Genomic DNA, 26,354 nt, shown 5'->3' on the forward strand with positions numbered 1-26,354 from the left:
CCATTGAGCGCAAGGAAAAAGAGTCCGCCCCCGTTGCCGGTTATGCCCGGAAGAAGCGTTCCAGCAGCCTGGATGAGATCCTGCCGGAGAATGTGCCGGTGGAGGTGGTGGAGCACCGCCTGCCGGAGAGCGAGCGTTCCTGTCCGCAGTGCGGCACAACGATGACGGAGATTGGTAAGGACGTCCGGCGGTCTCTTGTGATTGTCCCTGCGCAGGTGAAGATCCGCGAGGACTGGTTCTATACATATGCCTGCCAGAACTGCAAGCTGAATGGGACGGAAACGCCGGTCTTGAAAACCGACAAACTGCCGTCTGTGATACCGGGCAGCTACGCTTCCCCGGAGGCGATTGCCCATATTGCGGTACAGAAGTATGTCATGGGTTCTCCATTGTACCGACAGGCGGCAGAGCTGAACCGCAGCGGTGTCATGCTGTCCAGACAGACCATGTCCAACTGGCTGATGTGGGCATCTGAACATTGGCTTGCACCCATTTATGAGCAGCTCCACAAACAGCTGGTGTCTCAGAAGGTGCTCCATGCGGATGAAACCACCCTGCAGGTACTTCACGAGGAGGGCAAGAAGGCGCAGTCCAAGAGCTATATGTGGCTGTACCGCACCAGTGGCGATGCCGAGCATCCGATTGTGCTATATGAGTACAAGCCGGACAGGAAATCCGAGAACGCAGAAAAGTTTTTGTCTGGGTTCTCAGGTTGGCTGCACGCGGATGGCTATCGTGAATGATGTGGATGATTTCTTTGATTGTACATTTTCTGCACCGGAAAACTGTAGCTTCTACTTAGTTGATGCAGATTCTTTCCAAGCGGCAGCTGGTTTGCTCAACCCGTTGGTAATGAATTTTGCCAACGCGAGGCACCCCGGAGGCGGTTTCCTTAGCGGTGCTCGTGCGCAGGAAGAGTCCCTTTGCAGATGCAGCACTTTGTTCGCATCTATCAGCTCGGATAAAGCCCGAGAAATGTACCAATTCAATAAAGAACATCCATCACCCACGGACTCAGACTACATGCTGCTGTCTCCAGATGTATGTGTTTTCCGTGATATTGATGGTTCGCTCTTGGATAAGCCGTTTAGCGTGTCGGTCTGGACGATGCCTGCGCCAGATAAATGGGGAAGAGCAAGCGATGTTCCTCAGTCAGAACTTGACGCAATCATGAAGGAACGACTTCGGCTGTTCCTCATGGCGGCAGCTCGCCGTGGTTATCGCAATCTGGTTTTAGGAGCTTGGGGTTGTGGGGCATTTGGCCATGATGCCAAAACCGTTGCCAGCTACTTCAATGAGCTCTTTTTTGAAGAGGACTTCCAATCGTATTTTGAAACTGTCGTTTTCGCCATTCTCAATGGTCCAGATAAAGTAAAAGCCTTTTCTGATGTTTTTGGTGGCAGGGTTGAAAACTGTTGTGATCATGTCAATGAGCATACCTCTTCTGGCGGCTTTTTTGAAGCTACCACGAAAGCGCCTTTTTGTAATCATACAATTATGATTGAACGACGCAATCTTGGATACTCGCAGGGCATCTTCTCCGATGGCACTCCATTTGAAGCAGAGCTTTGGGCCGATGGTCAAGATCAGGTTGTGCAGTTCGTCCTGCCTGAAATGGATTTTTCAGAAGATGAAGTAGAGCCACTAACCAATGGAAAGGTTTCCGGCTTCCGGATGGAAGCAGAACAGATGGATATCTCAGCACTTGCAAAAGGTATGGTTGATCGTGGCTAATAAAACGCTGGACTCTTTGAAAAAGAACAAGAACATTACTGTTGAAACGCTGGAGAAACTGTGCCGGCTTGTTGGCTGTACCCCAAATGATGTCGTCCACTTTAGCGAGTGAATTGACCATGTACTTCTGCGTGTGATATGAAAAAATGAGGCCCATCGTCGCTATGACGATGGGCCTCATTACATGATAGGCTTTATCCGTCCGTTCCAGAGCCATTCTGTTCATTGCGATGTACCGCCCGTCTCTGGATCTGCAAATCGCACCATTACGCTGCAGGTGATAAATGACCTGCCCGAACTGCTGATCTGAGAGATGCGAGAACAGTTTCCGAAGCTGGCGATCTTCAATAGCGCCCATGATGGACAAAAGCTGCATAATTGTTGCGACTTCGCACCCTTTGCTCTTTCGTGCAAAACTCATTGTAATTTCCTCCTTCTGTTGAAAAACGACTACACAGAATGGAGGCTTATTTCATACCTTCACTCAATGTAGTCGTTATGGAATACTTATTGTTTCTGTGTCGAGATAGCTATTCGTTGAATGTAGTATTGTGCTGTCGATCTTGGGCAAGCTGACTCAGTTCGTAGCGATCGGTCGTGATCAATTCTTTCTCCAACTGGGATGCTTTGAATTCCACGGTAATGTGATTGCTATTTGTAGAAATAAGCCCGTTTCCGCGTTCAAAGCGTGTGATTTGGCCTATTTCAGCATCGGTCAACTTCAGCATATCCTGCACCAGCATGGCTTCATCATCTTCCAGGTTCAGAACAATCTTGGTTTTAGCATTGTTGATGATGCCCTTACCATATTTGCCGCCCTCAAGAGAAATGAAGTCGTGGAGATCCTGACTTGCCGCGATCGCCGCACCACCATACCCTCTGATGATCTTGAATATTTCCAGAACAAACTCTGCTGCAATGGAATTGCTCGCAGCTCCAATCAGCTGCCACACCTCATCGATATAAATTGCTTTTTCTTTTGTGCGGTCTTCCTTCGCCTTATCCCAGACAAAATCGAGGGCGACAAACATACCAACGGTCAGCAGATCGCCTGTGAGCTCTGAAATGTCCAAGACAGTATATGGATTCGTAAGATCCACATTGGTAGGCTGGTTAAATGTTTTAGCCGATCCATGAACCAAACGATTGAGAATATTGCCCATGCGTTTGGTATCAGGAGAATCCATCAGGATATTGTAGACATCCTCCAGTAGCGGCATTTCTTTATATTTGCTCGGGTCATCCGGAGAAATCAGAGATGCGTTGTCATGAGTGATGCCCTTTTGGGCGTAGGTGCGAATCAGCGCTTCATCCAGCAACTGGCGTTCCTCATGGGTCATGTCCGGAATCAGCAGTGAAAAGAAAGTGTGGAGTTGCTGGACTTTTTTTGCCAGAATGGAGTTATCCATAACAACTCCATCGATTAATGCATTTGCAGAGCGATCCACCTTCCGAATTTCCATGATGTTGATACATTGATTTGACGCAGGGCTGATCTGGATGAATTGCCCGCCAATGTTATTGCAAGCTCTCAGGAATTCGTGGCCTTTCAAGGGTGCAACGATAAGCACCTGCGTTCCGCGTCTTCTCATGCGCAATGCCATCAGCTGCATCGTAAAGGTTTTGCCGGCTCCGGAAGTGCCGAGAATTGCCATGTTCGCGTTTTTATAAACTCGGCTATTGAAGATATCCACAATGACAAAGCTGTTGTTGTATTTGTTTACACCAAGCAGAATGCCATTCTCATCGGACATCTCATAGCTCGTAAAGGGATAGCAGCTGGCTGCAGCAGAGGTCAGCATATTGCGCTTGCTTCGCTCAAACAGAGTTTTATTCAGCTTCCCGAATGGGAGGACAGAGAGCATAGCATCCTCCTGCCTGAAGCGGCAAATGCGAATGTCCATGTCTTGTGAAACCATGAGCCGGGTCACTTCGGCAATTCGCCATTCCAGGTTGTCCTGCGAATCTGCCGTAATTGTCACGAGGATGCTTGTGTAGTAAAAATCCTCATAATTTGCTAAGCCTTGCTTCAGAAAGTACCCAGCCTTTATTGCGCCCTCAAAATCATCGAAGTCAGAGTTGGTATCAGATGCGTCTTTAATCCGACTGCGATTAATTCTAATCTGCTGCCCCAGCTTATTTTGGATGCGATCTTTAGGCTCGCGCTTGAAATAAAAGTCAACATCAATTCCTTCGCCAGCATTGACAAGCATTGATGTCCAGCCAGCAACGACCCTTGAGTTATAGCCGGCAGAAGGAACAATCAGATATGTATGATAAACACCGTCCATGACCACATAGGTACCATGTCTCAGGTCGATCGACTCAGGCGCAAGCACCATGGGAACCGTAACCTCCTGCGAGTTCTCTGCAGCAGCTTGTCGAACTTGTATTTCTTTAATCCGTTCCTCCAATGGCTTCAATTCACAAGTGTTACGGTCGATAACGGAGTAGAGGATATCTAAGAGGAACTTGTTTTCATCATCAGGAACCACGACTTCATTGTCGCAATGCTGGAAATACTGTCTGGCGGTTCTGGTGGCTGTTTCCAGAGTGGACACGATTTCGGTGTAGTCTGGTTTTCTCGTGCCATACGCTTGCTCGTATTCAAAAATAATCAAAAACCGGCGTGTAATCGCTTCCCGGCTTCCAATCGTCTGAATGAGGTGGTAATAATCCTGTTGAAGCATAAGACACTTTGCATTGGTCTCATTCTCCATCTCGTGTTCCAGCACGCGTAGGTGTTTGCCTATAAACAAATGAAGATTTCCATCATTTTTAAAGTCTTTGTGATCGTTAAAGTAGCGGAACCATGGCTTGTCTATACGAACCTTCGGGAATTTGACCAGCTGCTTGTGTTGGGTACAACTCAAATCGTACACCCCCTTTGCTATTTAAATAAAAGGGTCACCTCAAGTTGCTGGTCAGGCAATCGCTGGCATTTCAGCCACTCCCATTCTTGTGGGTAGCCATCCTTTGGGGCGTATCATTATTTCCCCGTACCATCATCGCATGAATCCGCTTAACCTTCGCGGTTCTTTCACCTGCCTTTGGTGGCTCGGTACGGTAAAGCTCTTGAGGTGTATGAAATTTTCAAGGTGCAGTTGCATGTGGTTAGAGATGAGAGGTTTGGTTTGGATTTTCATAAAACTCTAAGTCCTCTCATAATAAATGTAGAAAAACGGGGTAAATCGTAACCTCGTATTTTAGAAAAAGCGCAAAAAAATTCGCCTGGCCAAAACGGCAGGCGATTGAATATGGATTTCGCTAAAAAGATTTGTTGTCATTTGCGAAGTGCATCCGTATTTATTTATTGTACGATTGTTTAATCCTTTGCAAAAGCTTTTGAATTGATGGTTACGATTTTGGCCTGTTTTCTACATTTATTATGTAGAGATATATTGTTTTCATCGTAATCACAAATTCAGAGGGAAGGGTAAATAATTATGAAGGAATCATCTTTCCGCAGCTTTGATGAGCTGCCTCTTTTTCTAAACGCAAAGATGGTGGCTGAGGTGCTCGGTATTTCAACGACTATGACATACGAACTGATGAATCAGCCTGATTTTCCGGCTCTGCGAATTAGGTCCAGGGTGGTTGTTCCGAAGGATAAGCTGAAGCAGTGGGTTGAGGAACATACGGGTAATAGCATTTAAGAACTCGCTTTTATCACAGGACTCAAGCGGAGGGGGGAAAGACTATGGGAAAACGCCGTCCATCAGGGGATGGCACAATCCGGAAGCGACCTGATGGAAGATGGGAAGGCAGAGTCATAGCAGGGCACAAAGCGGATGGTAAGCCCATTCTCCGCGTAGTGTATGCGAAAACACAAAAAGCCTTGCTCTTAAAGTTGCATCAGAATATTGAAACCTATCGCAATGTTGAACTTACCGAAGAGAGCCGTATTACGCTCTCCGAATGGTTAGACCGATGGCTGGACGAGTATATGTCTGGTAAAATTCGTGATCGGACTCTTACGGCGTATCGTCAAGAAATAAATCGATATATTAAGCCGTACCTTGGCGATAAACTAATGTTTCAAATTAAACCTATTGATGTGCAGCGACTATATCATACACTTAAAACAAGTGGTCGGTCGCGGTGTACGGAAGAGGAGAAAAATATGGGATTATCAGACACAACCATTTCAAATGTGCATTCGCTACTTCATCACGCGATGAAGACAGCTGTAAAAGCGCATATCATTGCCAAAAATCCAACAGAGGGCGCAACTGCACCTCGACCAGATTATGCTCCAAAACAGATTTTGGACAACGACCAACTTGACAAACTCATCGAAGAAATTGAAAAGGACCCATTGTGGCGTGACTTCTTCTTCACTGAACTCACTACCGGACTGCGTAGAGGTGAAATATGTGGATTGCTGTGGTCCGATTATGACACAAAAGACGGCGTTTTGAAGGTACAACGCACGCTTTATTCTGCCAGTAAAGCTGCTGGTATCAGCTTTGGAGAAACAAAGACTGATGCTGGAAAGAGAAGTATTGTTCTCCCTTACAGTACAGTCGAAATCTTAAACAGCAGAAAAGAATCTGCTCTGAGTGAGTGGATTTTTCCGAATCCTTTGTGTCCAGAATTACCGGTTTCTCCCAGTATCGCATACAACGAATTAAAGACACTCCTGGCCAACGCTGGATTGCCAAGTATCCGTTTTCACGATTTGCGCCATACTTTTGCAACTCATGCATTGGCAAGTGGTGTTGACCCTAAAACGCTTTCTGGCATACTTGGGCACACCAACGCCTCCTTTACACTTGACACCTACACGCATGTGACAACAGATATGCAGAAACATGCTGCAGATATTGTAGAGGGATTTATTTGCAATCTTGTTGAGGAGGAATCCAGATGTCAGGGCGTCGAAAAAACGGTGACGGAACGGTTCGCCAAAGAGCAGACGGACGATGGGAAGGGCGACTGACCATCGAACACGATGAGACCGGACAGTCTCGCATGAAAAGCGTGTTTGGCAAATCAAGGGCTGAATGCCTCCAGAAACTGAAAGAACTAAAAGAGAAAAGCCTTCATTATTCAGACAAGATCAAGCCCGATATGCCGTTTGGAGCTTGGGTTGAATTTTGGTATAATAACTTCCGTGAAATCAATATTCGTCCATCCACAAAAGCAATCATAGACCAGCAAATCCGGCTTCACATCATTCCGAACATAGGTACAATCCAGTTGAACAAACTAACGCAGGATGATCTTGAGAAATTTTACTCTAAACTTAAAAAGAGTGGTCGTATACGCTTCATAGAAAAATATGGCCCCGGTTTGTCGAACGCATCTGTCCGCCAGTGTCATGCCGTTTGCCGAGATGCTCTTGAAAAGGCCAAAACCGAGGGCCTAATTCAGATAAATCCGGCTAAAGGCTGTGAAATTCCAAGCAAAAAAGCAGCTGAAATGAAGATTTTGAGTAAAGATGAGATTCAAAGGTTCTTAATTCAGGCAAAAGCAGAGGGATACTTTGAGCTATTTTTGCTGGAATTATCTACTGGTCTGCGTCGTGGTGAAATACTTGCGCTTCAATGGAGGAATATCAACTTCCAAACAGGCGAACTGCGGATCAATAAACAAATAACTCATACTGACGGAACACTCACTGCTGTAAAACCAAAAACCAAATCTTCTATTCGCACTATCGTCCTTGCTCCGTCAGTTCTTTCAATTCTGAAGGCCTATCATGCAACTACCAATTCTCGTTGGCTATTCCCGTCACCAGTATTTGATGACCGGCCTATTCGACCTGATGTGTGCAGGAAAAGGTTGTCGCTAATTCTTGAACACGCAGATTGCAAACATATTAGATTTCATGATTTGCGACACACATTTTCTACGCTAGCACTTGAGGGAGGAATGGATGTCAAATCTCTCTCAGCCATACTTGGACATGTCTCCGCAGCTACTACACTGGATATCTATAGCCACATAACGGACGATATGCAAAAGCAGGCCGCAGCAAAGATTGACTCCCACATGGGCCATGGTACAGGTGAAGATCCCCGACTGCATCGTGATACGGAAAAAAGGAAGCAAATGAGCAGCACTTATCAACCTTACTTAGGGAAAATACGCAAACCTGGAACTGGTTGTATTTCACAGATTAACGATCACCTCTTTGAAGGAAAATACGCTCCGAAAAATGCGGAAGGGAAAAGAGAATACCACAATGTATACGCAAAAACACAGGATGAGTGCGAAGAAAAACTGGCTGAAATGATTAAGAAGGTTCGGGAAAGAATTGACGGCGATAAGCAAAAGCGAGGTTTAAAAGCACCTAAAAAGAAATGAAAAGACAGGATCATTCGTTGATCCTGTCTTTTACTATTTGGGACTTTTGATTGCAAAACAAGGCCCAGCCTATTGTGCAACCAAGAGCATCTTTATGAATTGGTCTATCCCAAGCAAAGGATGCCTTCGGATTTAATATCCGGAGGCATCCTTTTGATCCTCATCTAATTCAAATTCTCAGCAAGCATCATCTCTCGTAACAAAAGACTAATGTTGCTTCATGAGATTGCGAAAGAATTCTTTTGACGCCGCCAGTTCGCCTGCCGTAGGATGCCCCTTGGCGATGCCGCCCACCAGTTTAAACGGGCCAAAGGTATCAAAGCCCCGGCAGCTGTACTCGCCTATGACCGTACCCTGTTTTTCAGCGACCGCCTCGGCAATCTCCTTAGTGGCAGTCACTTTCGGTGCGCCGTAAGTATAGATGAAAAACACCTTTTTGTTTTCAGGCAGATACTGCCGCGCAAAGCTGACCACAGCATCGCTGTATTTGTTGTAGTAAATGCCTGAGGCAAAGCCGATGAGGTCATACTGCTCTAGATGCACAGCAACGCGGACTGTCACATCGATCAAATCAACCTCCTGCCCGGCCGTCATGGCTTCGATGACTTTCAGCGTGTTGCCGTGGTGGCGGGAGTAATAGCAGATCGCAATTTTCATGGTCACTCTCCTTGTTGCATTAAACGCTGTTTATGCGTGGTTCCCGGTTTCCCAGCACCACACTGCAATTTCCGTAATGAGTGCGGCATCTATTTTTCCATAAGGAATCCGAATGGTTCCCTTGTCTGTTTTATACTTGCCAAGCTCCGCCGCAAAATGTCCTACTGCCTGCGGGCCAGGATACAGGCCAATGTGAGATTTCGATGCTGCAAAGTGAATGATGTTTTCCCCTTTCCAGAAGGTCGGCATACTCCATGAAATGCGCTCCTCCGCTTCCGGCAGTGCCGCCGCCAAGATGGAGCGCAGAAGCTTCAAATCTTCCTGCACAGCCGGCTCCTGCGCCGCAATATAGGCATCGATCGTTTTTGGCTTGTCACCACAATAATGACTCTGATTCATAGACTTGAACGCTCTGCCACACTTTGGGCACTGCCACATAAGATTACTCCTTTGCTTCGTTTCTCATTTCGGTTTCAATCAGGTTATTTGCAATTTTAAAGGCCTGCACCCGCCGTTTGGCCAGCGCGATCTGCGATTTGTAGCGACTGGGATTTTCTTTGGCTTCCAGCGTTTTGATGGCCTCCCGCAGTTTGTGCAGCGTGGAATCGATCTGCCGCTTGGCTTCCCGAAGTTCTTCGGCTGTGTAGTCGCACATGCAGTTCTTCCTTTCATCCATCAGCGAGATTTACTGTTCGCAAAGTCATAGGCTTCCCGCAGCCAGCCCAGCAGTTCTGCATCCAGCTGTGCCGCATCCGTCACCGGCACATGATGCGTCCAGCGGTTTGGGTACGGCTCTGTGGCTATGGCAATGCGCGGAGAATCCAATTTTCGCCCCAGCCCAAAGCTGACCAGAATTCCCGTTTCCGATTTGCGGCGCGGCAATGACACCATAGCAAACAGATGCCGATTGTAAAAACTGATTTGGCTTTTCTGCACCTTGACCGACAGCACGGGAAATTCACTTTTCAACTGTGCGAACAGTGCTTCATACAGCGTCAGCGCATCGGGCTTGCCGTCAAAGAAGAAAAGGGCATCTGCTTTATAGTGTTCCGGCAAGGTCAGTTTTGTCTTGCCTTCGTTGCAGCGGCTGAAATTGACCGTCTTCGCCTTCAAAGAAATCTTGCCCACCTGCCAGCCATAATCCAATAATTCCTTCTTGAAATTCAAAAAGGAATGGTCAATCGGAAGGCCTAAAATATGTTCAATCTCGGCAAAGGTCAGCTGCAAATTGTCTTCTCCATGTCGGCTGATCTTTTCCCATAAAGACTTATATTTGCTCATAGGCGCTCACCTCGCTGTCTTATATGGTAATTATACCACACTTATCCGAGTTATCCGTAATAATATTTATATGTGGTCAAGCAAAAATGCGAAATATGTTCATTAAACGCAATCATATACACTTAAATTCCGCATTTCACAAAGTTTAAGTTCGGAAATTTAGCGTTTCACGCTATGCGGAAACTGTGGTCAAATAAATCAGGCAAAACGCAAAGAAATGAAATAAGAACAAAAAAGTGGCTGTTTTCCGTAGAAAACAGCCACTTTTCATGGTCCGAGTGCAGAGATTTGAACTCTGGGCCTCCTGGTCCCAAACCAGGCGCGCTACCAACTGCGCCACACCCGGATTTTTAGTATAAAATTGTAGCATAGTGTATTTCTTAAATCAAGGATTTTCTTCATGTGGTCAAAATTGTGGTCAAAACTCATAATAGCATCACAAACGAAAAAGCTTGGATGAAAAAAGCCTGTGATACCAACGGTTTGCCGCCCTGTAATTCAAGCCATCCGAACCTGCGGCATTCTGCTCCCAAACCAGGCGCGATACCAGCTTCGCTATACCCGGATATTTGCTTCTGGGGAATCCTGAATTTTTGCTGTCTGTGGTCATTACTGTGGTCAAAGGCGATTTTGAGGTACTTTTCACTCTGCGGAAGAAACATGCAAACGTCCGTGTGTCAACAGCTTTCGCCCTTTCGGCTTCATCCTGCCCGGATACCGGCACGGCACTCCCAAACCACCCGCGCTACACCCGGAAATTTATGAAATTATTTTATCTAGTCGTTTTCCCAAATTACCGGCACCGTTGACCGCTGGGCTCTTCATCGCTTCATGACAGCTATAAATCTTTCTTGCCATCGGAACGGGGCGCACCTCAGACTGCAATGGAAATCGAAATCTAAAAACCTTAAGTATTATATCTGGAATTGGCGTTAAAGTCAATCCACTCTCTGAAAATACTGTAAAAGCACCGGACTTTGACTGTCTTTGCAACAGCAAACCCGGAACATTGGACCGGTGCGGCAACTCTTCATCGTTCTATTTCAACCGTTCGGCGGAAGGAATGCATCGCCCTCCCCGCTCCTCCAAAACCCACCGGAACACCTACATTTGTGAGCGTTCCGGTGGGTTTTACGTTAAAATCTTTATTTCCCAGCATTTATAAGGGGAAATCGCTTTTCAGCCCTTGCATCTCAATTTAAGCCGCACTGCTTTGCGCTTCGGTGCTTTCCGCCGCTCCGGCAGGCCGCTGGCCTCCCACACCGGCAGCAAAGCCCTGCTCTGTTCCCGTACCGGTCTTGGCAATGGCGGCAACCGCTTCCTCCCCGTCGATATACAGTGTGTATGTTTCGCCTTCTGTCAGCGTCTCCGCGCCAAAGATCACGGAGTTGGCAGCCTTCACGCCGGTGGCGGAGTAAAGCACATTGCCGCTGCTGTCCTTGATGACGATTTCGCTGCCTTTGGCAATCACAAACTCCGAGGTATCTGCATCGACGGTTCCATTCATCATTCCACCGCCCAAATCGTCTCGCTGACCGCGGGTGGTGGAATCATCTGTCCCATCTGTGGGAGGGGCGGGCTTCTGTCCGTTCATCGCGGGAGCCGCGCCACCCTGAGATCCGTCAGGAGGTTCCATATCATCAGCAGGCTGCTGCGTCCCGTCGGCAGTATGTTGGGGACGCTGGCCGCCCATGCCACCACCGCCCATACCAATACTTCCAAACGCTACATACGTGCCAGTAGAAGGCATCTGCGCCATGCCGGTTGTTCCTACTGCCAAGAAGGTGCCACCTTGATAGACGCAGGAGCCGTCATAGTCCTGCGCGGAATCACCGTTGTTGGCAGAGCCATAGAACTCTGTAACGCCGCCGTAGAAATTGATGTCGCCGTTGGAATCCAGCGCATCCCCACCCGCATTTACATACCAGTTTCCACCGTGAATATCCAGTGAGAATCCATAGCTACGATCCAAATCGCCGTTGGCGGCATTGATTCCGTCGTCGCTTGCGATAATGGAACCGCTGCCGGAGTACAATGCAATCGCTGCACCTTCAAATCCCTCGTAGGAGGCCGCGACAGTGATGTCGGGACCATTTTCCGAGTCCTGTACCCCCAGCGTCAGTACCTCGTCGGCATGAATCCCGTCGTCGCCGGAGGATATGGTGTAGGTCCCTGCCGCCAGCGTGACGTTTACCGCGTGAAGCGCGTCGTCAACACTGTCCAAGATAAAGCTGCCGCCATTCACCGTAAGCATTCCACCGGACTTCAGGCCTTTAGCACTGGCATCCTCTGCCAGTACCGCCTGACAGCCACCGCCGGTGGTAACGGTAAACGCTCCGTCGTTAATCGTGAGGGCCGAGGCACCCTGAATCCCGTCGCCGGAGGCGGTGATCGTAACGGTGCCGCCGTTGATCGTGACGGTTCCATCAGACTCCGTGTCATCCACGTCAGGATCGGACTTCAACCCGTCATTTCCCGCGGTGAGGATCAGAACGCCGCTGTCCACTGCCACGGAACCGTCGCAGGACAAGGCATTATCCGCCGCGTTGATGGTCAGCGTCAGATCAGAGATCGTGACGGATGCGCCCGCACCGCCCTTGACTCCGTTTTTGCAGGTTCCCTCCACGTTTAGTATGCCGTTTCCCGTGAGGTTCAAAGATGCGCCGCTCTTTACTTTAATAGCCGCACCTTCAAACGAGGTGCTGCTCGCCTCCGTGGAGGCATCTTCCGTATTGGTCAAGGTGCTTTCGCCCTGTGCCTCGATGGTGACGCTGGAGGATTGATTGCAAAGGATGGGCGCCGTGGTGGAACTGGTCAGCGTCAGGCTGTCCAGCACCAGCGTCACGCCGGTGACCTCCTTTTTCACGGTGACGCTGCCCTCGGCGCAGGACCCGCTTAGGGTATAAGTTCCCGCCGCATTGATAGTCAGGTTAGTTCCGTCGATGGTATAGCCCGCGCCCTCGGCGGCGGCGGTAACCGCGTCGTCTGAAAATGTAAAGGCGTTGCTGTTTCCGGAGGCGGAGACGCAGGCAGACAGCAAAATTGCGAGAAGCGTCCCGGCTAAAATTGGCAGAATTCGATTTTTAAAAAAAGTGATTGTCACAATGATTTCTCCTTGCATTTACAGAATGTCTTTCGCAGTGGGGACGCGGCCGCAGGTAATGTCCAAATTTCCGTTGCGGCAGCGCAGATGGTCGATGAATTCTTTTTCATCGGCGATATCCTTCAGTCGAATCTGATAATGCAGACAATAGAGACTGCCTAGATTCGTGGTCTTCACGTTGATCAGAGCGGAGGCATTGGTATACTGATCCATCAGGTCGTCAAAAAGGCCGGTATAGTCCAGACTTTCGGGAATCGTAATTTTCAGATCCCGCTCAACCTCTCGACTGGCAGGAGACAGCGCACTCATCACCAGCAAAACCGCGCAGACAATCACCGCTGCAAAGGCGCCCAGCGCCAGATAACCCATTCCGCAGGCAAGCCCCACGGTCATAGCCAGAAAAATGGCGGTAATGTCCCGCGCCGTACCGGGCGCAGAGCGGAACCGAACCAGACTGAATGCTCCCGCCACAGCGACGCCCGCCCCCAGATTCCCGTTGACCAGCAGAATTACCACCTGCACCAGAAACGGCATCAGCGTCAGCGCGCCGCCCATAGTGCCGCCGGTTCCGGCAGTCTTTCGGTAACTCCATGCAATCAGCAGGCCCAGCAGCAGTGAGACAGCGGAAGCTGCGAAAAACGCCAGCATTGGAATGGATTCTCCATAGATTGATGCAAACAGTCCCTCAAGCATATTGCTTCATCCTCATTTCAGTCAGTTTTTGCCGCAGCAAAGTTTGATATGCGGCGCCATATTTGGAAAAGCTGGTGGGAAAAATGCTCAGTTCGGAGAGAGCGCCCGCCAGCCAGAGCGGCATGGCATTTGGAATCTTGATTTCCAGAAGCCGCTCGCCGGGGTGCAGCAAATCCTGCCCCCACGCGCCCTCAGAAAGGTCCAGATGATCCGCCCGCCAAAGGATATCCCGATCAAAGGTCATACGCAGGTTTTTGTCCTGCCGGCCCCGCAGGGATACCCGGTTGTAGGAGAGGAACATCGCTGGGGAAAGGTTGCCGTAAAACCGCAGGAACCAATCCAGCTCCTGAAATATCTGGCTGTCGCCACCCGGACCCTCGCCCGCCAGATATTCCAGCGCCTGCCCATAGGGCAGGTCCGCCCGGCGTTTATAGACCACGCCATCCACCTTTTTCTTGATTTCCACAAAGGACTGGGAGTCCTCCAGCGGTGTCCGGTAGCACCGCAGGCGGAGTTTCTCCTTATATTTGGGCTTTTCCAGAGAGGTGCGCACCAACTGAAAGTCGGGCGTGTCGTAGTAAAGGTTTGAGATGGTGCTTTTGAAAAAGTCATCGGGGGCCATATGCTGCTCCAAAACAGGAATCAAGGCCCGATACTGCGCCGCAGTAAGCAAAAACTTTACCTCCACGCGGCGAAATACGCTTTGATAACCGCTCATATCATTCTCCTTATGATGGTTTGGGGCCACAGCCCCTTGACTGGTATGGCGTTAGTATAAAGTCCCAGTCTTGAGGAAAGATTGAAAAATGTTAAAGGCAGGTAAAATTTCAAACGAAATTTTACCTGCCCGCAAACGGCTAAAAAGTTCTTTAAATGACATAATCATCGCCTGCGGCGGTGGATTTCACCAAATCCGCAACCGTGATGTTATCCAGATAGTCGCTGATGACCCGATCAAGGCCCTGCCACAGGGAAAGCGTTCGGCACTCCGCCATTCTGGGACAGCAAGCTGCTCCCGGTTCCAAACACGAGACGGGAGCCAGAGATTCCTCCGTCAGCCGCAAAATGCTCCCCACGGTATAGAGCTCCGGCGCTTTCGTCAACTGGTATCCACCGCCTTTGCCCCGCAGTCCGTTCAAAAGCTTCGCCTTGACAAGGAGCTTGATGATGCTCTCCAGATACTTTTCCGAGATATCCTGCCGCTGCGCAACTGCCTTTAAAGGGATATATCCTTCCGTCCGGTGTTCCGCAAGATCAACCATTACACGCAGCGCATAGCGCCCTCTCGTTGAAATCAGCATACAAAACTCCTTCATCTGTAATAAACCCATTATATAGCATGGTTAATAGGGAATCAACGGGACGCCGCAAATTTTTTTCGATGCCCTCTTGACAAATCCCAGATGCACCGCTATAATCCATATTAACCTACTTGAAAGGTTGGTAATAAACATGAGGCTCTTTTCAGCGGTGTTTCGATGTTGCCGATGTTGCCGTTCCCAGTGCAGCCAGACATCTTGTGAACTAAAAAAAACATCGACTACATTTTAGGAGGAATTGACCATGAGTCAGATTTATACATCGGCCGATCAGCTGATCGGCAAAACCCCGCTGCTGGAGCTGGTCCATATTGAAAAGGACGAGGGACTGGAAGCCCGCATTCTGGGCAAGCTGGAATACTTCAATCCGGCGGGCAGCGTGAAAGACCGCATCGCCAAGGCCATGATCGACGACGCGGAGGAAAAAGGTCTGCTGAAGCCCGGCTCCGTCATCATAGAACCAACCTCCGGCAACACCGGCATCGGGCTTGCCTCCGTGGCCGCCGCCCGGGGCTATCGCATCATCATCGTCATGCCGGAAACCATGAGTGTGGAGCGCCGCCAGCTGATGAAGGCCTATGGCGCGGAACTGGTTTTGACAGAAGGCGCCAAGGGCATGAAGGGTGCAATTGCCAAGGCCGAGGAACTTGCAAAGGAAATTCCCGGCGGCTTCATTCCGGGCCAGTTCGTAAACCCCTCCAACCCCGCCGCCCATAGAGCCACCACCGGCCCGGAAATTTGGGAAGATACCGACGGCAAGGTGGATATCTTTATCGCGGGCGTGGGTACCGGCGGCACGATCACCGGCGTGGGCGCATATCTGAAAGAACAGGACCCTCATGTGGAAATCGTGGCTGTGGAGCCTGCCGCCTCCCCTATTTTGAGCAAGGGCACCGCCGGAAGTCACAAGATTCAGGGTATCGGGGCGGGCTTTGTTCCCGATGTGCTGGACACCAAGATCTATGACGAAATCATCCCTGTGGAAAATGAGGATGCGTTTGCCGTAGGCAAGAAAATCGGCAAGTCCGAGGGCGTTTTGGTGGGAATTTCCTCCGGCGCGGCCGTTTGGGCGGCAATTGAGCTTGCCAAGCGGCCGGAAAACCGGGGCAAGACCATCGTGGCCCTGCTGCCGGACACCGGCGACCGCTACCTGTCCACTCCCCTGTTCGCCGATTGAGTGAAACAAACAGCCAGCCGAAAAAGTCCGTGAGACTTTTTCGGCTGGCTGGCATAGACTTTCATTTTTCTGCGCTGTACGCGCTCTGTCACTTTGCAAAATAAATGCCTTTAAATCGGCGTTTTATAGTCCGCTAAGGGAAAAACGTAAAAAAGGAAGCCAGGACAAATTGTTCCGCGGAAGACAGCGGGCGCAGGCAGACAAACCGGCTGGCTCCTGTTAAGGACGATAACGCGCCATGGGGTAATTCAGCCCTTTGAACTTGATACAATATTTTTTTGCTTGCCAGATGATACAACACAGCGGCGCGGTGGACATGTCCGCCGCGCCGCTGTGTATTTCAGCTTAAAACAGATTAATAAAGAAGGTAATTACCAGCGTATTAAAGAAATCCGCGAAGAGGCTGCCCACCAGAGGCACCAGCAAAAACGCCTTTACTGAGGGGGCATACCGCTGGGTGATGGCCTGCATATTGGCCATGGCGTTGGGCGTTGCGCCCATGCCGAAGCCGCAGGTTCCGGCGGTGAGCACCGCCGCGTCGTAATCCCGGCCCATCACGTTGTACACCACAAAATAGGCGAACAGCGCCATCAGCAGGAACTGACCTGTCAGCAGCACCACCAGCGGCAGTGCCAGCTCCGCTAGCTGCCAGAGCTTCAGCGTAATCATGGCGATACCGAGGAACAAAGACAGCGCAATGTTGCCCAAGTCTTCAATCTCACCCATATGAACCGTGTATTTTCCGGTAAACTCGCCCACGTTGCGGATAACCGCCGCCACAATCATAGCACCGATATAAATGGGGAACGTCAGTCCGGTCTTGGTCAGCAAAGCCGAGACGATGGTTCCAATTCCCATGGCCAGCACCAGCTGATACACGGCGGGCTGATACATGCTGACCTTGCGCAGGTGCTTTTCCTCATCTTCCACCAGCACGGAGTCGTCCGCTTTCACAGCGGTCTTCAACAGGTCGTGCTTCATGATGAGCCGACGGCCCAGAGGACCTCCCAGCAGACTGCCCGCCACAAGGCCGAAGGTGGCCGCTGCGGTAGCCAGCGTTACCGCGCCGTCCACGCCCAAATCCTGCAACACCTTTCCAAAGGCGCCAGCGGTGGCGTGTCCACCCACCATGGGGATGGAGCCGGTGCAAAGGCCGATCATCGGGTCCAGATTCAGCAAGGACGCAAGGCCCACAGCCAAACCGTTTTGGGCAATCATCAACACCACCACACATGCCAGCAGAACGATCAGCTGAATGCCGCCGCTTTTCAGCACCTTGAGGTTCGCCTGAAATCCCACAGAGGTGAAGAAGAGCACCATGCAAACGTTTTTCAGTGTCTCGTCAAAGGTAAATTCCATTATGCCAAGGGCGTACAGGATGCAGGTGGCGATGGCAAACAGCAGTCCGCCCACCACAGGTGCGGGAATACAGAATTTTTCCAAAAAGTTAATGCGCTTTTTCAGTGCGCTGCCGATGAACAGCACGATCACCGCCACGCACAGCGTCTGGTACATGTCAAGACTGATATTCGTCACTGTGCGTTACCTCCCGCGTTTGACTCTGCGCTGGCAGGGGTCACGCCCTGCAACGCGTAATAATTGATCGCTCCCGCATGGAACGGAATGCTGACACCCTCGGTGGCAAATTCCAGATCGGGGCGGGTATCTCCGGGCGCGCTGTACTGTAAATCCGCCGCGTGGTCGAACAGGGACGCAGTCAACGCCTGCACCGTCTCGGCAGACAGGGTTTCAGACGCCACCAGCACAGACTTGACCCCCACAGTCTCCACCGCATCGGCCTGTCCGGGATAAGTTCCGGCGGGGATGGTACAGCGGGTGTAATACCCATAAGTTTCCACCAGATTGGCAATGATTTCAGGGTCGATGTTCAAAATCCGAAGTTCCATCTCCCCCGCGAGATTTTCGATGGCGCTGGTGGGCGCTCCGGCGGTGACGAACATCGCGTCCAGCTCTCCGTCCCGCATGGCTTCCGCCGCTGCGGAAAAAGAGAGATACCGGGGCGTCAGCATCTGGCGGGTCAGTCCGTGAGCCAGCAGAATCTGATCTGCGTTTTTCAAAACGCCGGATTCCTCCTCGCCCACGCCGACCGTCTTGCCCCGCAGGTCTGCCACCGAGGCAATCCCGCTGTTTGCGGGAACCGCTACCTGACAGCTCTCTGTATACAGCGCGGCCACCGCACCGTATCCCACGCTGTCGCCAATCGTGGCGGAGCTGCCGGGCTGGGCGAACAGGCCGGTCTTCTGCGCCGCATCGTTCAGCGTGTCATTCTGGGCAAAAGCCAGCTGCAAAAACCCCTCACCCAGCAGACGAATGTTCGCGGCGGAGCCCGCCGTGGTCTTAACCTTGAATGCCGCATCCGGCAAATCGGCAGCAGTCAGCTCCGCCAGAGCCGAGCCATAACTGTAATACGTGCCGGCGGTTCCACCGGTACCGAAACGGATTTCTTCCGTTCCGCTGTCTCCGCAGGCTGCCAAGCTGATCATCAGCAGACTGCCGAGGACCAGCGCCACTCCGCGGCGCAGGCCAATCCATTTTTTCATATGTCTTCTACCTTTCCAGCAAAATACGATATCCTCTCCAAGTTTGGGAGCGGAAAAATTCCAGCGGAAGCAGTTCTTCCACTGGAGGTCAATTTAATTATACTGAGTTTTTCGACAAAACGCAATAAATAATTCAAAAATTTTTCGTGTAAATTATGTCATTCGCCATAGAAAACACGTTTGTTTTTCACTGAAATACAACATCTTTTACCAATTTCTTTTGATTTTATGAAAAATAAGGAGCAGTTGCTATGCAACTGCTCCTTATTTTTCTGCAATTTTCCCTTCATACCGCGCGTAGTAAAACAAATACTGCTGCATCACCCCGGCAAATCCCTTGTAGCGATACAGCGGAAACCGCCCCCGATAGTGTTCATGAATCACCCGGTTCATCCAAACGTCCCGCGGAAACGCAGCAATCCGGTGATAGCCGAACAAGGACACACAGTTGGCGACCTTGACTCCCACACCGGGAACCGTCATTAAGCTCTCAGCCAGTTGGTCGTCCTCCAGAGATACCAGCGCGGAAAGGTCCAGCGTTCCCGCATCCGCCATCTGTGCCGCCGCCAGAACATATCCGGCGCGGTAACCCAGCGCGCAGGCGCGCAGCGTTTCCTCATCCGCCCCGGCCAGTGCCGCCGGAGTGGGGAACGCATAGGTCGTCCCAATCGGCTCTCCGTATCGGGAGCAGAGCGTTTCCACGCAGGCGCGGATAGCGGGAATATTTTTCCGCTGAGAGATAATGAAAGTCACCAGCATCTCCCACGGGTCCTGCCGCAAAATACGAATTCCCCGTCCGAAATCCGTTGCGGCGGTCAGGTATACATCCTTTTCCGGCACAGCGGCGCGATACGTGCCATAATCCGTATCCAGATCAAAATAACCGCGCCAGAGCTTATCCAGTTCCGCCGCCGAACAGTCCAGCGCCCAGTCGTCGGCCCGCTCCGTCAACTCCACGCACCGGTCAAGCGCCGTCAACTGAAAGCGGCCCGCCTCCAGCTGATTGAGCCGGAAGCACTGGCCGCTGTCCGCAATTTTTTTCACATCAAAATCCTGCTTGGGGATGAATTCCATGTCACTCCTCCGCAGGCCACAAAATGTCGTGCGCCACAGGCGTATAAAACAGGCGTTGAATCTCCGTCTGGGTCCGCATCTTTCCCATGATCCACATCAGCTTTGCTGTCACCGCCTCTGTTGTCATGTCAAAGGCCTCCAATACCCCGGGAACATCTTTCAGCCGGTGTCCCACATGGTAGACTCCCAGATCGCTGCCCTCGTTCTGCACCTGCGTGGTCAGCACCACCAGCTTGCCCTTCTCTGTCCAGCGGCAGACACTGCCGCAAAAGTCTGCGCCCTCGTAATCCGGAAGACCACCCACACCGAACGACTCAATGATGAGCGCATCGTTTCGCTCCAGCAGATAATCAAGCAGCGCCTGATCCGTGCCGGGGATCAACTTCAGCAAGGCGACGCTGGTATCCAGCTGATCGGAGAAACACGGCCGATCCCGGCAGTCCTGCCGAATATAGGGCAGCAGCACACCGTCCCGCAGAACACCCAGAAACGGATAGTTGATGCTGGAAAACGCCTCAAAGCTCTTGGACCGGATTTTCTGCGCCCGGGTTCCCAGAATCACCTTACCATTGAACACCAGCGACACGCCGGGCATGTCCGACGACGCCACCCGAAACGCATCCGTCAGATTGGCCTTGGAATCCGTCACGTCAAAGCCGATGGGTTTCTGCGCCCCGGTGAGGACAATGGGCTTGGGACTATTCTGAATCAAATAGCTGAGGGCCGCCGCGGTATAAGCCATGGTGTCTGTGCCGTGGGTCAGCACAAATCCGTCATACGCATTATAGTGGTCCCGGATACACCGCACCATCCGCAGCCAATGGGCAGGCGCGATGTTGGTGCTGTCCAGATTCAAAAGCTGCAAGCTCTCTACCTGACAGATCTGGGAGATGGCCGGAATATGCGCCAGCAGCTGCTCGCTGGTCAGCTCCGGGGCCAAACCGTCCTCCGTCACCTGAGAGGCAATGGTTCCCCCGGTCCCAATCAAGAGAATTTTCTTCATTGCGCCACCTCACAAAATATCCCGGTGGTCCAGTGCCGCCAGCCCAAACCGCACGGCCCGGGTCACGTTTTCCCGCTCCCCGTCATCCTTTGCGGCGTCGTACTGCCGCCGCAGACGGCGAAGAAATTCGCCGCGGAGAGAATCCTCCTCCGCTCTCGCCCACACATCCTGCCGGACACGAGTTCCATCCCGCAGCTCCAACGCGTAAAACCGGCCGGAGAGAACGGTTTCCAGCGCCGTCAGATCCACGCCCCGCTCATCTGTCTCGCCCGTGAGCAGGATTCGGTACAAATCGTCGGTCGTCCACTTGGGAAGAGCCGCCTCCAGCGCCTCCCGGGGGTCCTGATCCGTGACATCCACCGTCAGAATTTCATAGCGATGCCGGGCAAACGGCACAAATTCCAGCGTCACCGCGCTCTCGTCGGACACGGTGCCAAAATAAAAGCCCTTATCCCCCAGCTCGTCAAAACCCCGGCCCTCCGTGCAGCCGGGATAGGCCCAGAGGGTCTTTCCGCATTTCTGCGGCTCGGAGGCGGCGTGGACATGCCCCAGCGCCAGATAGGCAAGGCCGCTGGCGGCAATCTCCGTCTTGGTGACGGGATTGTAGCGGGGTACGGAGGGCTCCACGTCGGCATGGAGCGTCATCAAATGAACCCGCCCATCCGCCGGTGCGGCAAAGCCGGTCAAAAGGCCTGTGGTCTGCTCCGGCGCAGTAAACGCCGCGCCATGAACCGTACAGTTCAGGTCCGGCAGGTCTATGCTTTCAACGTGACTGGATTGGAAGACGTACACATTTTCCGGCCATGCCACCGTGGCATAGGGACTGTCGGGACTGTAAAAATCATGGTTCCCCGGCGCGATGAACACAGGGACACCCATGCGCCCCAAGCCCCGGGCCAGCTCCTCCGGCGTCTCCCGAAAACTGTCGGTTCCATCAAACAGGTCGCCGGAAAGGAGCACTAGATCTGCGTCCCGGCGGAGCGCTTCCTCCGCCAGCCGCGCCCCCAGTTCCCGGCTCTCCCGCCGCCGCTCCGCCGCCCGCTGGGGCGACAAAGCATGGAAGGCGCTGTCCAGATGGAAATCCGCGGCATGTAGAAATCGAATCATACTTCCTGCTCGTCAGGCCGCCAAGCCTTGCACACATCCACCCAAGTTCCGCCGGAATACCTTTCCAGTTCGTCGCAGTTTAGTTCGATGGCGCTGTTGCTGCTGCCCGCTGCAGGGAAAATGGTTGCAAAGCGGCGTAGAGACTCGTCCAGATAAATCTCCACGCCTTCGTTGACGGCAAAGGGACACACACCGCCCACGGCGTGCCCCACCAGTGTAGACGCTTCATCGTGGCTCAACATGGACGCCTTCCCGCCGAAGCGGTCCTTATAGCGGCGATTGTCCACCTTGGCGTCTCCCGCACAGACGATCAGCAACACCTTATCCCCCAGCTTGAAGCTGAGGGTCTTGGCAATCCGCGCACCCTCCACGCCCACAGCCTGCGCCGCCAATTCCACCGTTGCGGAAGACACATCGAATTCCTGAATGCGGTCCTCAATGCCCTGACTTTTAAAATAGGCTCTCACTTTTTCAATCGACATGCTTTGCTCCCCTTTTTCTTTATGTGTGATTGTGATTATCGAATGTCCACCCGCTCCACGCCGGTGCAAAGTCCTGTGGCACTGTCCAGCGTAAAGATAGCCCCCTGCAGCTTGCAGGGGCCTTCCGGATTTTGAAACCGGCCCGGAAGTCCGCCCAAAAACGACTCCACTGACTGTTCCGGCTTCACGCCCAGCACGGATTCCACCGCGCCGGTCATCCCAAGATCGGTGATATAGCCGGTACCTTTGGGATATACGCGCTCATCGGCAGTCGGGACGTGAGTATGGGTCCCCCAAAGCGCGGAAACCCGTCCGTCGAGATAGTACCCCATCGCCAGCTTCTCACTGGTGGCCTGCGCATGGAAGTCTACCAGCGTAAAATCGGTCCGCTCCCCGTCCAACAGCTTGTCCGCTACCGTAAAGGGGTTATCCGATCCCCAGCTCAGATCGCACCGACCGATCAAGTTTACCACCCGGATGCGAATTCCATTTAAATCATAAATTCCACAGCCCCGGCCCGGCGCGCGGCCTGTGTAGTTGGCGGGGCGGAGAATATAGGGCGCGTCATCCAGAAAGTCTGCAATCTGCATCTTTCCGAACGTGTGATTTCCCAAAGTGATTACATCCGCCCCCGCATCGTAAATCCGCTCCGCCTGCTGGGGCGTCAGCCCGATGGATGCGGCGTTTTCACCGTTAACTACGGTAAAGGCAATGTCTTTTAATTTTTTCAACGGGCGCAGTGTTTTTTCCAGATGGGAAAGACCCGGCTCACCCACAACATCGCCCACGCTCAGAATATGATAAAGCATATCGCACCTGATTTCCTCTAAAGTCCTGTAAATGTTATTATATCCAAAAGTGCGGTAAAATGCAAGAGTAGCGCGTTTTGCGCGCTTTTTTCTCTGCCTTATGGCCAGGAGTGGTCACCAGCAAAATTAACCTCCGTCTCCGTTCTGAGTTTAAAAGTCTTGATGATGAAAAAGCAACGTATCCACCAGAAAAACCCCTTGTCCTTCTGTCCTACGTAAAGGGTCACCACAGTTGTTGGCCTATTTGCTATAAGGCGATTCCAAACCCGAACCACAGGAGATTCCGAACCAAGCAGTTCAACGCCAACAGCCACAGAAACGCCCATAACCATCGGTCACTGTACCGCAGGACCCATCCTTGTCGGCCCCGCAATCTCCACACGGTCTGCAACAGCAAATATATCACCACAAAAGCGGCTCCTGTCGGGACTGCCGGATTCCAATACAAAGCCTGCCAAACCTGCCCATGTGCCAGTGCAATCAGGGCGCGGGTTCCGCCGCAGGCGGGGCAGTAGACATGCCAGCGTGAAAAAAACCAGCACGCCGGGAACGCGGGCCTATCCAGCCCATAGCACCAAACCACAAATATAACCAGCCCGACCGCAAGAGTTATCAGCAGCGCGGGATACAGCTCCCGATCCCCTGATTTTCCCTTCATCACATCGTCCTTCCTAAAAAAAGAAGCCGTGCGGTGCACGGCTTCTCCTCTTACTTCAGCAATTTGATCTGCCCCAGCAGGGGTACTTCTTTTTCCTCGCCGTTAATCGCGCTGATACAGCCCATCACTGCGCAGATAAAGCAGAATATGGCCCAAACCCAGCCAATGCAGGGGATAAAGCCCAACAGTCCTGCCAGCCAAATCACCAGTGCCTGATTGATGTGAAATTTAGCGCCCTCGCGATCACCTAAAACCAGTGCGATCACCAGTCCAATCCAAGTCAGATATGCAACAATTCCTGTGGTCTTACGATCCATAAACGCCGCCTCCATTTTAATTTAAGAATTCCACGCTTTTTCTATTTTATGTCCGCCAAACAGCAGATGCTTCTAAAACAGTCGCTCCTCGGCAGCCTGCATAGGAAATCCACTTGGTAAAACCGCAAACTGTAAATATGCAAAAACCTTTTCGCCAAGATGGAATACCGCTATTGATTGGTTTTGAATTTCTTTTGGTCCAACGCGCCGTCGCCTACTCTGATAGGGTTTTCCTATCTATTCTGTGCGTAAATCTTTAGGTGCATCCAAGCTTTCCTTTTGAAATCAACTTTGATTTCCCAAATCATGTCCAGCAAGAGAAACGTGAGGAATCCATTCAATAAATATTATTTTACCGTAGGTGGAAAACGCCATTGCAAAAAATGTGTATAAATTGGCAAAATAATTATTTTTCACTTATTTTACCACGAAAATGCTATGAATGCAAGAAGGATACAAAATCAGAATTCCAGCAGTCTCCCGAGTCTACATCGCGCGGCGTTGGCGGTTCTGCATCACGATATGAGGTGTTATGAGAGATCTCGAAAAAAAAGAAACGCAAGAACTTAGGGCATTCAACGTGCTTTTCTGACCATACCCTCACCTCACCCTCATTCCCAACCGCTTTCGTCTGCATAGCAACCACAGGGATAACGTATAATATATTTCGCAAATTGAAAGCAGCAAAGTAAAAGACAAGGTTTGCAAGTCTCTGTTAGAATGAAGTCACGACACACCATTCTGAAAGAAGACAGCAAACCATGTCCGAGAAGACTATACAGTTAAACGAGGGTATCATCAAGAACGAGTTGAAAGAGCTTGTCCGCAATAGCGTAGAGGAAACACTCAACGGACTGCTGGAAGCGGAGGCGAATCAACTCACGAATGCTGCCAAATATGAGCGCAGCGAGGAACGCCAAGGCTACCGCAGCGGCCATTACAGCCGAAATCTCACCACGACCTCCGGCGACGTCACGCTGCAAGTGCCCAAGTTAAAAGGTATATCCTTTGAAACCGCCATCATTAAGCGGTATCGCCGCCGGGAAAGCAGCGTGGAAGAGGCCCTAATCGAGATATACCTGGCCGGAGTTTCCGTCCGCCGGGTTGAAGATACCACCGAGGCGCTTTGGGGCAGTAAAGTATCTCCGGCCACGATCAGCGAGCTAAACAAGAAAGCCTATGTCCACATTGAAGAGTGGCGAAACCGGCCTCTACAGGGCGGCAGATACCCATACGTCTATGTGGACGGCATCTACCTGCGCCGCAACTGGGGCAGCGAGTTTGAGAACGTCAGCATTCTGGTTGCAATAGCCGTAAATGAAGAGGGCTATCGGGAGGTATTAGGCGCCGCTGAAGGCATGAAAGAGGGCAAGGCCAGTTGGGTAGAGTTCTTCAAATGGCTAAAAAGCCGCGGGCTGGAAGGTGTCCAACTCATCGTCGGCGATAAATGTCTGGGCATGTTGGAAGCTGTGGGAGAAGTCTACCCCGGCGCCAAATACCAGCGATGCGTCGTCCATTTTTACCGCAATGTTTTCTCCGCGATACCACGCGCCAAGGTGAAGCTGGTAGCTAAAATGCTTAAGGCTATACATGCTCAGGAGAGCAAGGCCACCGCACTGACCAAAGCAAAGACCGTGGCTGAAACACTGCGAGCCATGAAACTGCCGGAAGCTGCAAAGAAAGTGGAGGACTCCATAGAGGAAACTCTGACTTATGCGGATTTCCACTTTGAGCATTGGACGCGCATTCGCACCAACAACGTCATCGAGAGGCTCAACCGTGAGATCCGGCGGCGCACCCGCGTGGTGGGCAGTTTCCCGGACGGTAACTCTGCCCTCATGCTGGTCTGTGCCCGGCTACGCCATGTGGCCGGCACCCAGTGGGGCAACAAGAAATACATGAATATGCGGCATCTGGAGGCTATAGCCGACGGTGCCGATATTGCTGGCTGACTTTATTCAACTGGATCTTGCAAACCCAATTTGCGAAATATTATTGACACTACCACCACAGGCGGACTAGTTTCTTTCATTCACCAAAAAAGACCAATGAGACGATTGAAACTAT

Annotated in this window: 26 protein-coding genes and 1 tRNA gene; 8 read left to right on the forward strand and 19 right to left on the reverse strand. The window is 51.4% G+C overall.

All coding sequences use genetic code 11. The features are described from left to right. The 3 genes from tnpC to ON16_RS15390 all read left to right on the forward strand — a co-directional run. Positions 1-743 (forward strand): IS66 family transposase (gene tnpC / locus ON16_RS12070; protein ID WP_243441828.1); only part of this gene is annotated, 743 nt, incomplete at its 5' end. Then, positions 727-1,734, forward strand: a complete 1,008-nt coding sequence (locus ON16_RS15385; RefSeq protein ID WP_158441628.1) for a TIGR02452 family protein — start codon at positions 727-729, stop codon at positions 1,732-1,734. The genes tnpC and ON16_RS15385, both read left to right, overlap by 17 nt. Next, positions 1,652-1,846, forward strand: coding sequence for a helix-turn-helix domain-containing protein (locus ON16_RS15390; RefSeq protein WP_081579684.1), 195 nt, complete (start codon positions 1,652-1,654; stop codon positions 1,844-1,846). Before ON16_RS15385 ends, ON16_RS15390 begins: the two co-directional genes overlap by 83 nt. 418 nt (positions 1,847-2,264) lie before the next feature. Here the strand turns inward: ON16_RS15390 and ON16_RS12085 are convergent, their stop codons facing one another. Then, entirely contained in the window at positions 2,265-4,607 is a 2,343-nt protein-coding gene (locus tag ON16_RS12085) for a VirB4 family type IV secretion system protein (protein ID WP_051131735.1), read from the reverse strand. Between the two features lie 573 nt (positions 4,608-5,180). Here ON16_RS12085 and ON16_RS12090 point away from each other — a divergent pair. The 3 genes from ON16_RS12090 to ON16_RS12100 are packed head-to-tail and all read left to right on the forward strand — an operon-like array spanning position 5,181 to position 8,046. Next, the gene (locus ON16_RS12090; RefSeq protein WP_040662818.1) at positions 5,181-5,390 is read left to right on the forward strand and encodes a helix-turn-helix domain-containing protein; all 210 of its coding nucleotides are present in this window, start codon (positions 5,181-5,183) and stop codon (positions 5,388-5,390) included. 44 nt (positions 5,391-5,434) lie between these two features. After that, positions 5,435-6,676: a tyrosine-type recombinase/integrase gene (locus ON16_RS12095; RefSeq protein ID WP_051131736.1), complete on the forward strand. Its 1,242-nt coding sequence runs from the start codon at positions 5,435-5,437 to the stop codon at positions 6,674-6,676. Next, entirely contained in the window at positions 6,604-8,046 is a 1,443-nt protein-coding gene (locus ON16_RS12100; protein ID WP_040662821.1) for a tyrosine-type recombinase/integrase, read from the forward strand. The genes ON16_RS12095 and ON16_RS12100 overlap by 73 nt, the downstream gene beginning before the upstream one ends. Positions 8,047-8,253: 207 nt before the next feature. Here the strand turns inward: ON16_RS12100 and ON16_RS12105 are convergent, their stop codons facing one another. The 9 genes from ON16_RS12105 to ON16_RS12155 all read right to left on the reverse strand — a co-directional run bounded on the left by ON16_RS12105 (position 8,254) and on the right by ON16_RS12155 (position 15,081). Beyond that, positions 8,254-8,703, reverse strand: coding sequence for a flavodoxin family protein (locus ON16_RS12105; protein ID WP_040662825.1), 450 nt, complete (start codon positions 8,701-8,703; stop codon positions 8,254-8,256). Between the two features lie 30 nt (positions 8,704-8,733). Further along, positions 8,734-9,141 carry an iron chaperone gene (locus tag ON16_RS12110; protein WP_040662828.1) on the reverse strand — a complete coding sequence of 136 codons (408 nt, stop codon included), beginning with the start codon at positions 9,139-9,141 and terminating at the stop codon, positions 8,734-8,736. 4 nt (positions 9,142-9,145) lie between these two features. Continuing rightward, positions 9,146-9,358, reverse strand: coding sequence for a hypothetical protein (locus tag ON16_RS12115; RefSeq protein ID WP_040662831.1), 213 nt, complete (start codon positions 9,356-9,358; stop codon positions 9,146-9,148). Between the two features lie 20 nt (positions 9,359-9,378). Beyond that, the gene (locus tag ON16_RS12120) at positions 9,379-9,930 is read right to left on the reverse strand and encodes a DUF5655 domain-containing protein (RefSeq protein ID WP_369384309.1); all 552 of its coding nucleotides are present in this window, start codon (positions 9,928-9,930) and stop codon (positions 9,379-9,381) included. A gap of 324 nt (positions 9,931-10,254) precedes the next feature. Next, a tRNA-Pro gene (locus tag ON16_RS12130) sits at positions 10,255-10,330 on the reverse strand. A gap of 852 nt (positions 10,331-11,182) precedes the next feature. Then, positions 11,183-13,087 carry a carbohydrate-binding domain-containing protein gene (locus ON16_RS12140; RefSeq protein WP_040662837.1) on the reverse strand — a complete coding sequence of 635 codons (1,905 nt, stop codon included), beginning with the start codon at positions 13,085-13,087 and terminating at the stop codon, positions 11,183-11,185. 18 nt (positions 13,088-13,105) lie between these two features. Further along, positions 13,106-13,780 carry a DUF4956 domain-containing protein gene (locus ON16_RS12145; RefSeq protein ID WP_040662841.1) on the reverse strand — a complete coding sequence of 225 codons (675 nt, stop codon included), beginning with the start codon at positions 13,778-13,780 and terminating at the stop codon, positions 13,106-13,108. Continuing rightward, on the reverse strand, positions 13,773-14,498 hold the full coding sequence (locus ON16_RS12150) for a polyphosphate polymerase domain-containing protein (protein WP_040662844.1): 726 nt from the start codon (positions 14,496-14,498) through the stop codon (positions 13,773-13,775). The genes ON16_RS12145 and ON16_RS12150 overlap by 8 nt, the downstream gene beginning before the upstream one ends. Positions 14,499-14,649: 151 nt before the next feature. Beyond that, positions 14,650-15,081, reverse strand: a complete 432-nt coding sequence (locus ON16_RS12155; protein WP_040662847.1) for an RrF2 family transcriptional regulator — start codon at positions 15,079-15,081, stop codon at positions 14,650-14,652. Positions 15,082-15,343: 262 nt separating this feature from the next. Between ON16_RS12155 and cysK the strand changes: the two genes are divergently transcribed. Continuing rightward, positions 15,344-16,276, forward strand: coding sequence for a cysteine synthase A (gene cysK / locus ON16_RS12160; RefSeq protein WP_040662850.1), 933 nt, complete (start codon positions 15,344-15,346; stop codon positions 16,274-16,276). 345 nt (positions 16,277-16,621) lie between these two features. On the opposite strand, the gene gltS is transcribed toward cysK, so the two are convergent. The 9 genes from gltS to ON16_RS12205 all read right to left on the reverse strand — a co-directional run bounded on the left by gltS (position 16,622) and on the right by ON16_RS12205 (position 24,287). Then, the gene (gene gltS, locus ON16_RS12165; protein WP_040663080.1) at positions 16,622-17,791 is read right to left on the reverse strand and encodes a sodium/glutamate symporter; all 1,170 of its coding nucleotides are present in this window, start codon (positions 17,789-17,791) and stop codon (positions 16,622-16,624) included. Between the two features lie 17 nt (positions 17,792-17,808). Beyond that, positions 17,809-18,837, reverse strand: a complete 1,029-nt coding sequence (locus tag ON16_RS12170; protein WP_040662853.1) for a TAXI family TRAP transporter solute-binding subunit — start codon at positions 18,835-18,837, stop codon at positions 17,809-17,811. 264 nt (positions 18,838-19,101) lie between these two features. Further along, positions 19,102-19,911: a DNA-3-methyladenine glycosylase family protein gene (locus ON16_RS12175; RefSeq protein WP_040662857.1), complete on the reverse strand. Its 810-nt coding sequence runs from the start codon at positions 19,909-19,911 to the stop codon at positions 19,102-19,104. 1 nt (position 19,912) lies between these two features. Next, positions 19,913-20,914 (reverse strand): asparaginase, encoded by a 1,002-nt coding sequence (locus ON16_RS12180; protein WP_040662860.1) that lies wholly within the window; start codon positions 20,912-20,914, stop codon positions 19,913-19,915. A gap of 9 nt (positions 20,915-20,923) precedes the next feature. Further along, on the reverse strand, positions 20,924-22,021 hold the full coding sequence (locus ON16_RS12185; RefSeq protein ID WP_040662863.1) for a metallophosphoesterase family protein: 1,098 nt from the start codon (positions 22,019-22,021) through the stop codon (positions 20,924-20,926). Next, positions 22,018-22,503, reverse strand: a complete 486-nt coding sequence (locus ON16_RS12190) for a YbaK/EbsC family protein (RefSeq protein WP_040662866.1) — start codon at positions 22,501-22,503, stop codon at positions 22,018-22,020. The genes ON16_RS12185 and ON16_RS12190 overlap by 4 nt, the downstream gene beginning before the upstream one ends. A gap of 35 nt (positions 22,504-22,538) precedes the next feature. Next, positions 22,539-23,312 carry a TIGR00282 family metallophosphoesterase gene (locus ON16_RS12195; protein WP_040662870.1) on the reverse strand — a complete coding sequence of 258 codons (774 nt, stop codon included), beginning with the start codon at positions 23,310-23,312 and terminating at the stop codon, positions 22,539-22,541. A 247-nt stretch (positions 23,313-23,559) separates the two neighbouring features. Next, entirely contained in the window at positions 23,560-23,970 is a 411-nt protein-coding gene (locus ON16_RS12200) for a DUF2752 domain-containing protein (RefSeq protein WP_040662873.1), read from the reverse strand. A gap of 50 nt (positions 23,971-24,020) precedes the next feature. Continuing rightward, complete coding sequence (locus ON16_RS12205; protein ID WP_243441829.1) at positions 24,021-24,287, reverse strand: magnetosome magnetite crystal formation protein family; 267 nt, start codon at positions 24,285-24,287, stop codon at positions 24,021-24,023. A gap of 761 nt (positions 24,288-25,048) precedes the next feature. On the opposite strand from ON16_RS12205, the gene ON16_RS12210 reads away from it, so the two are divergent. Continuing rightward, positions 25,049-26,239 carry an IS256 family transposase gene (locus tag ON16_RS12210; protein ID WP_040662879.1) on the forward strand — a complete coding sequence of 397 codons (1,191 nt, stop codon included), beginning with the start codon at positions 25,049-25,051 and terminating at the stop codon, positions 26,237-26,239. Positions 26,240-26,354: the final 115 nt, after the last annotated feature.

It is taken from the genome of Oscillibacter ruminantium GH1, from assembly GCF_000307265.1.
GTDB lineage: Bacteria > Bacillota > Clostridia > Oscillospirales > Oscillospiraceae > Oscillibacter > Oscillibacter ruminantium.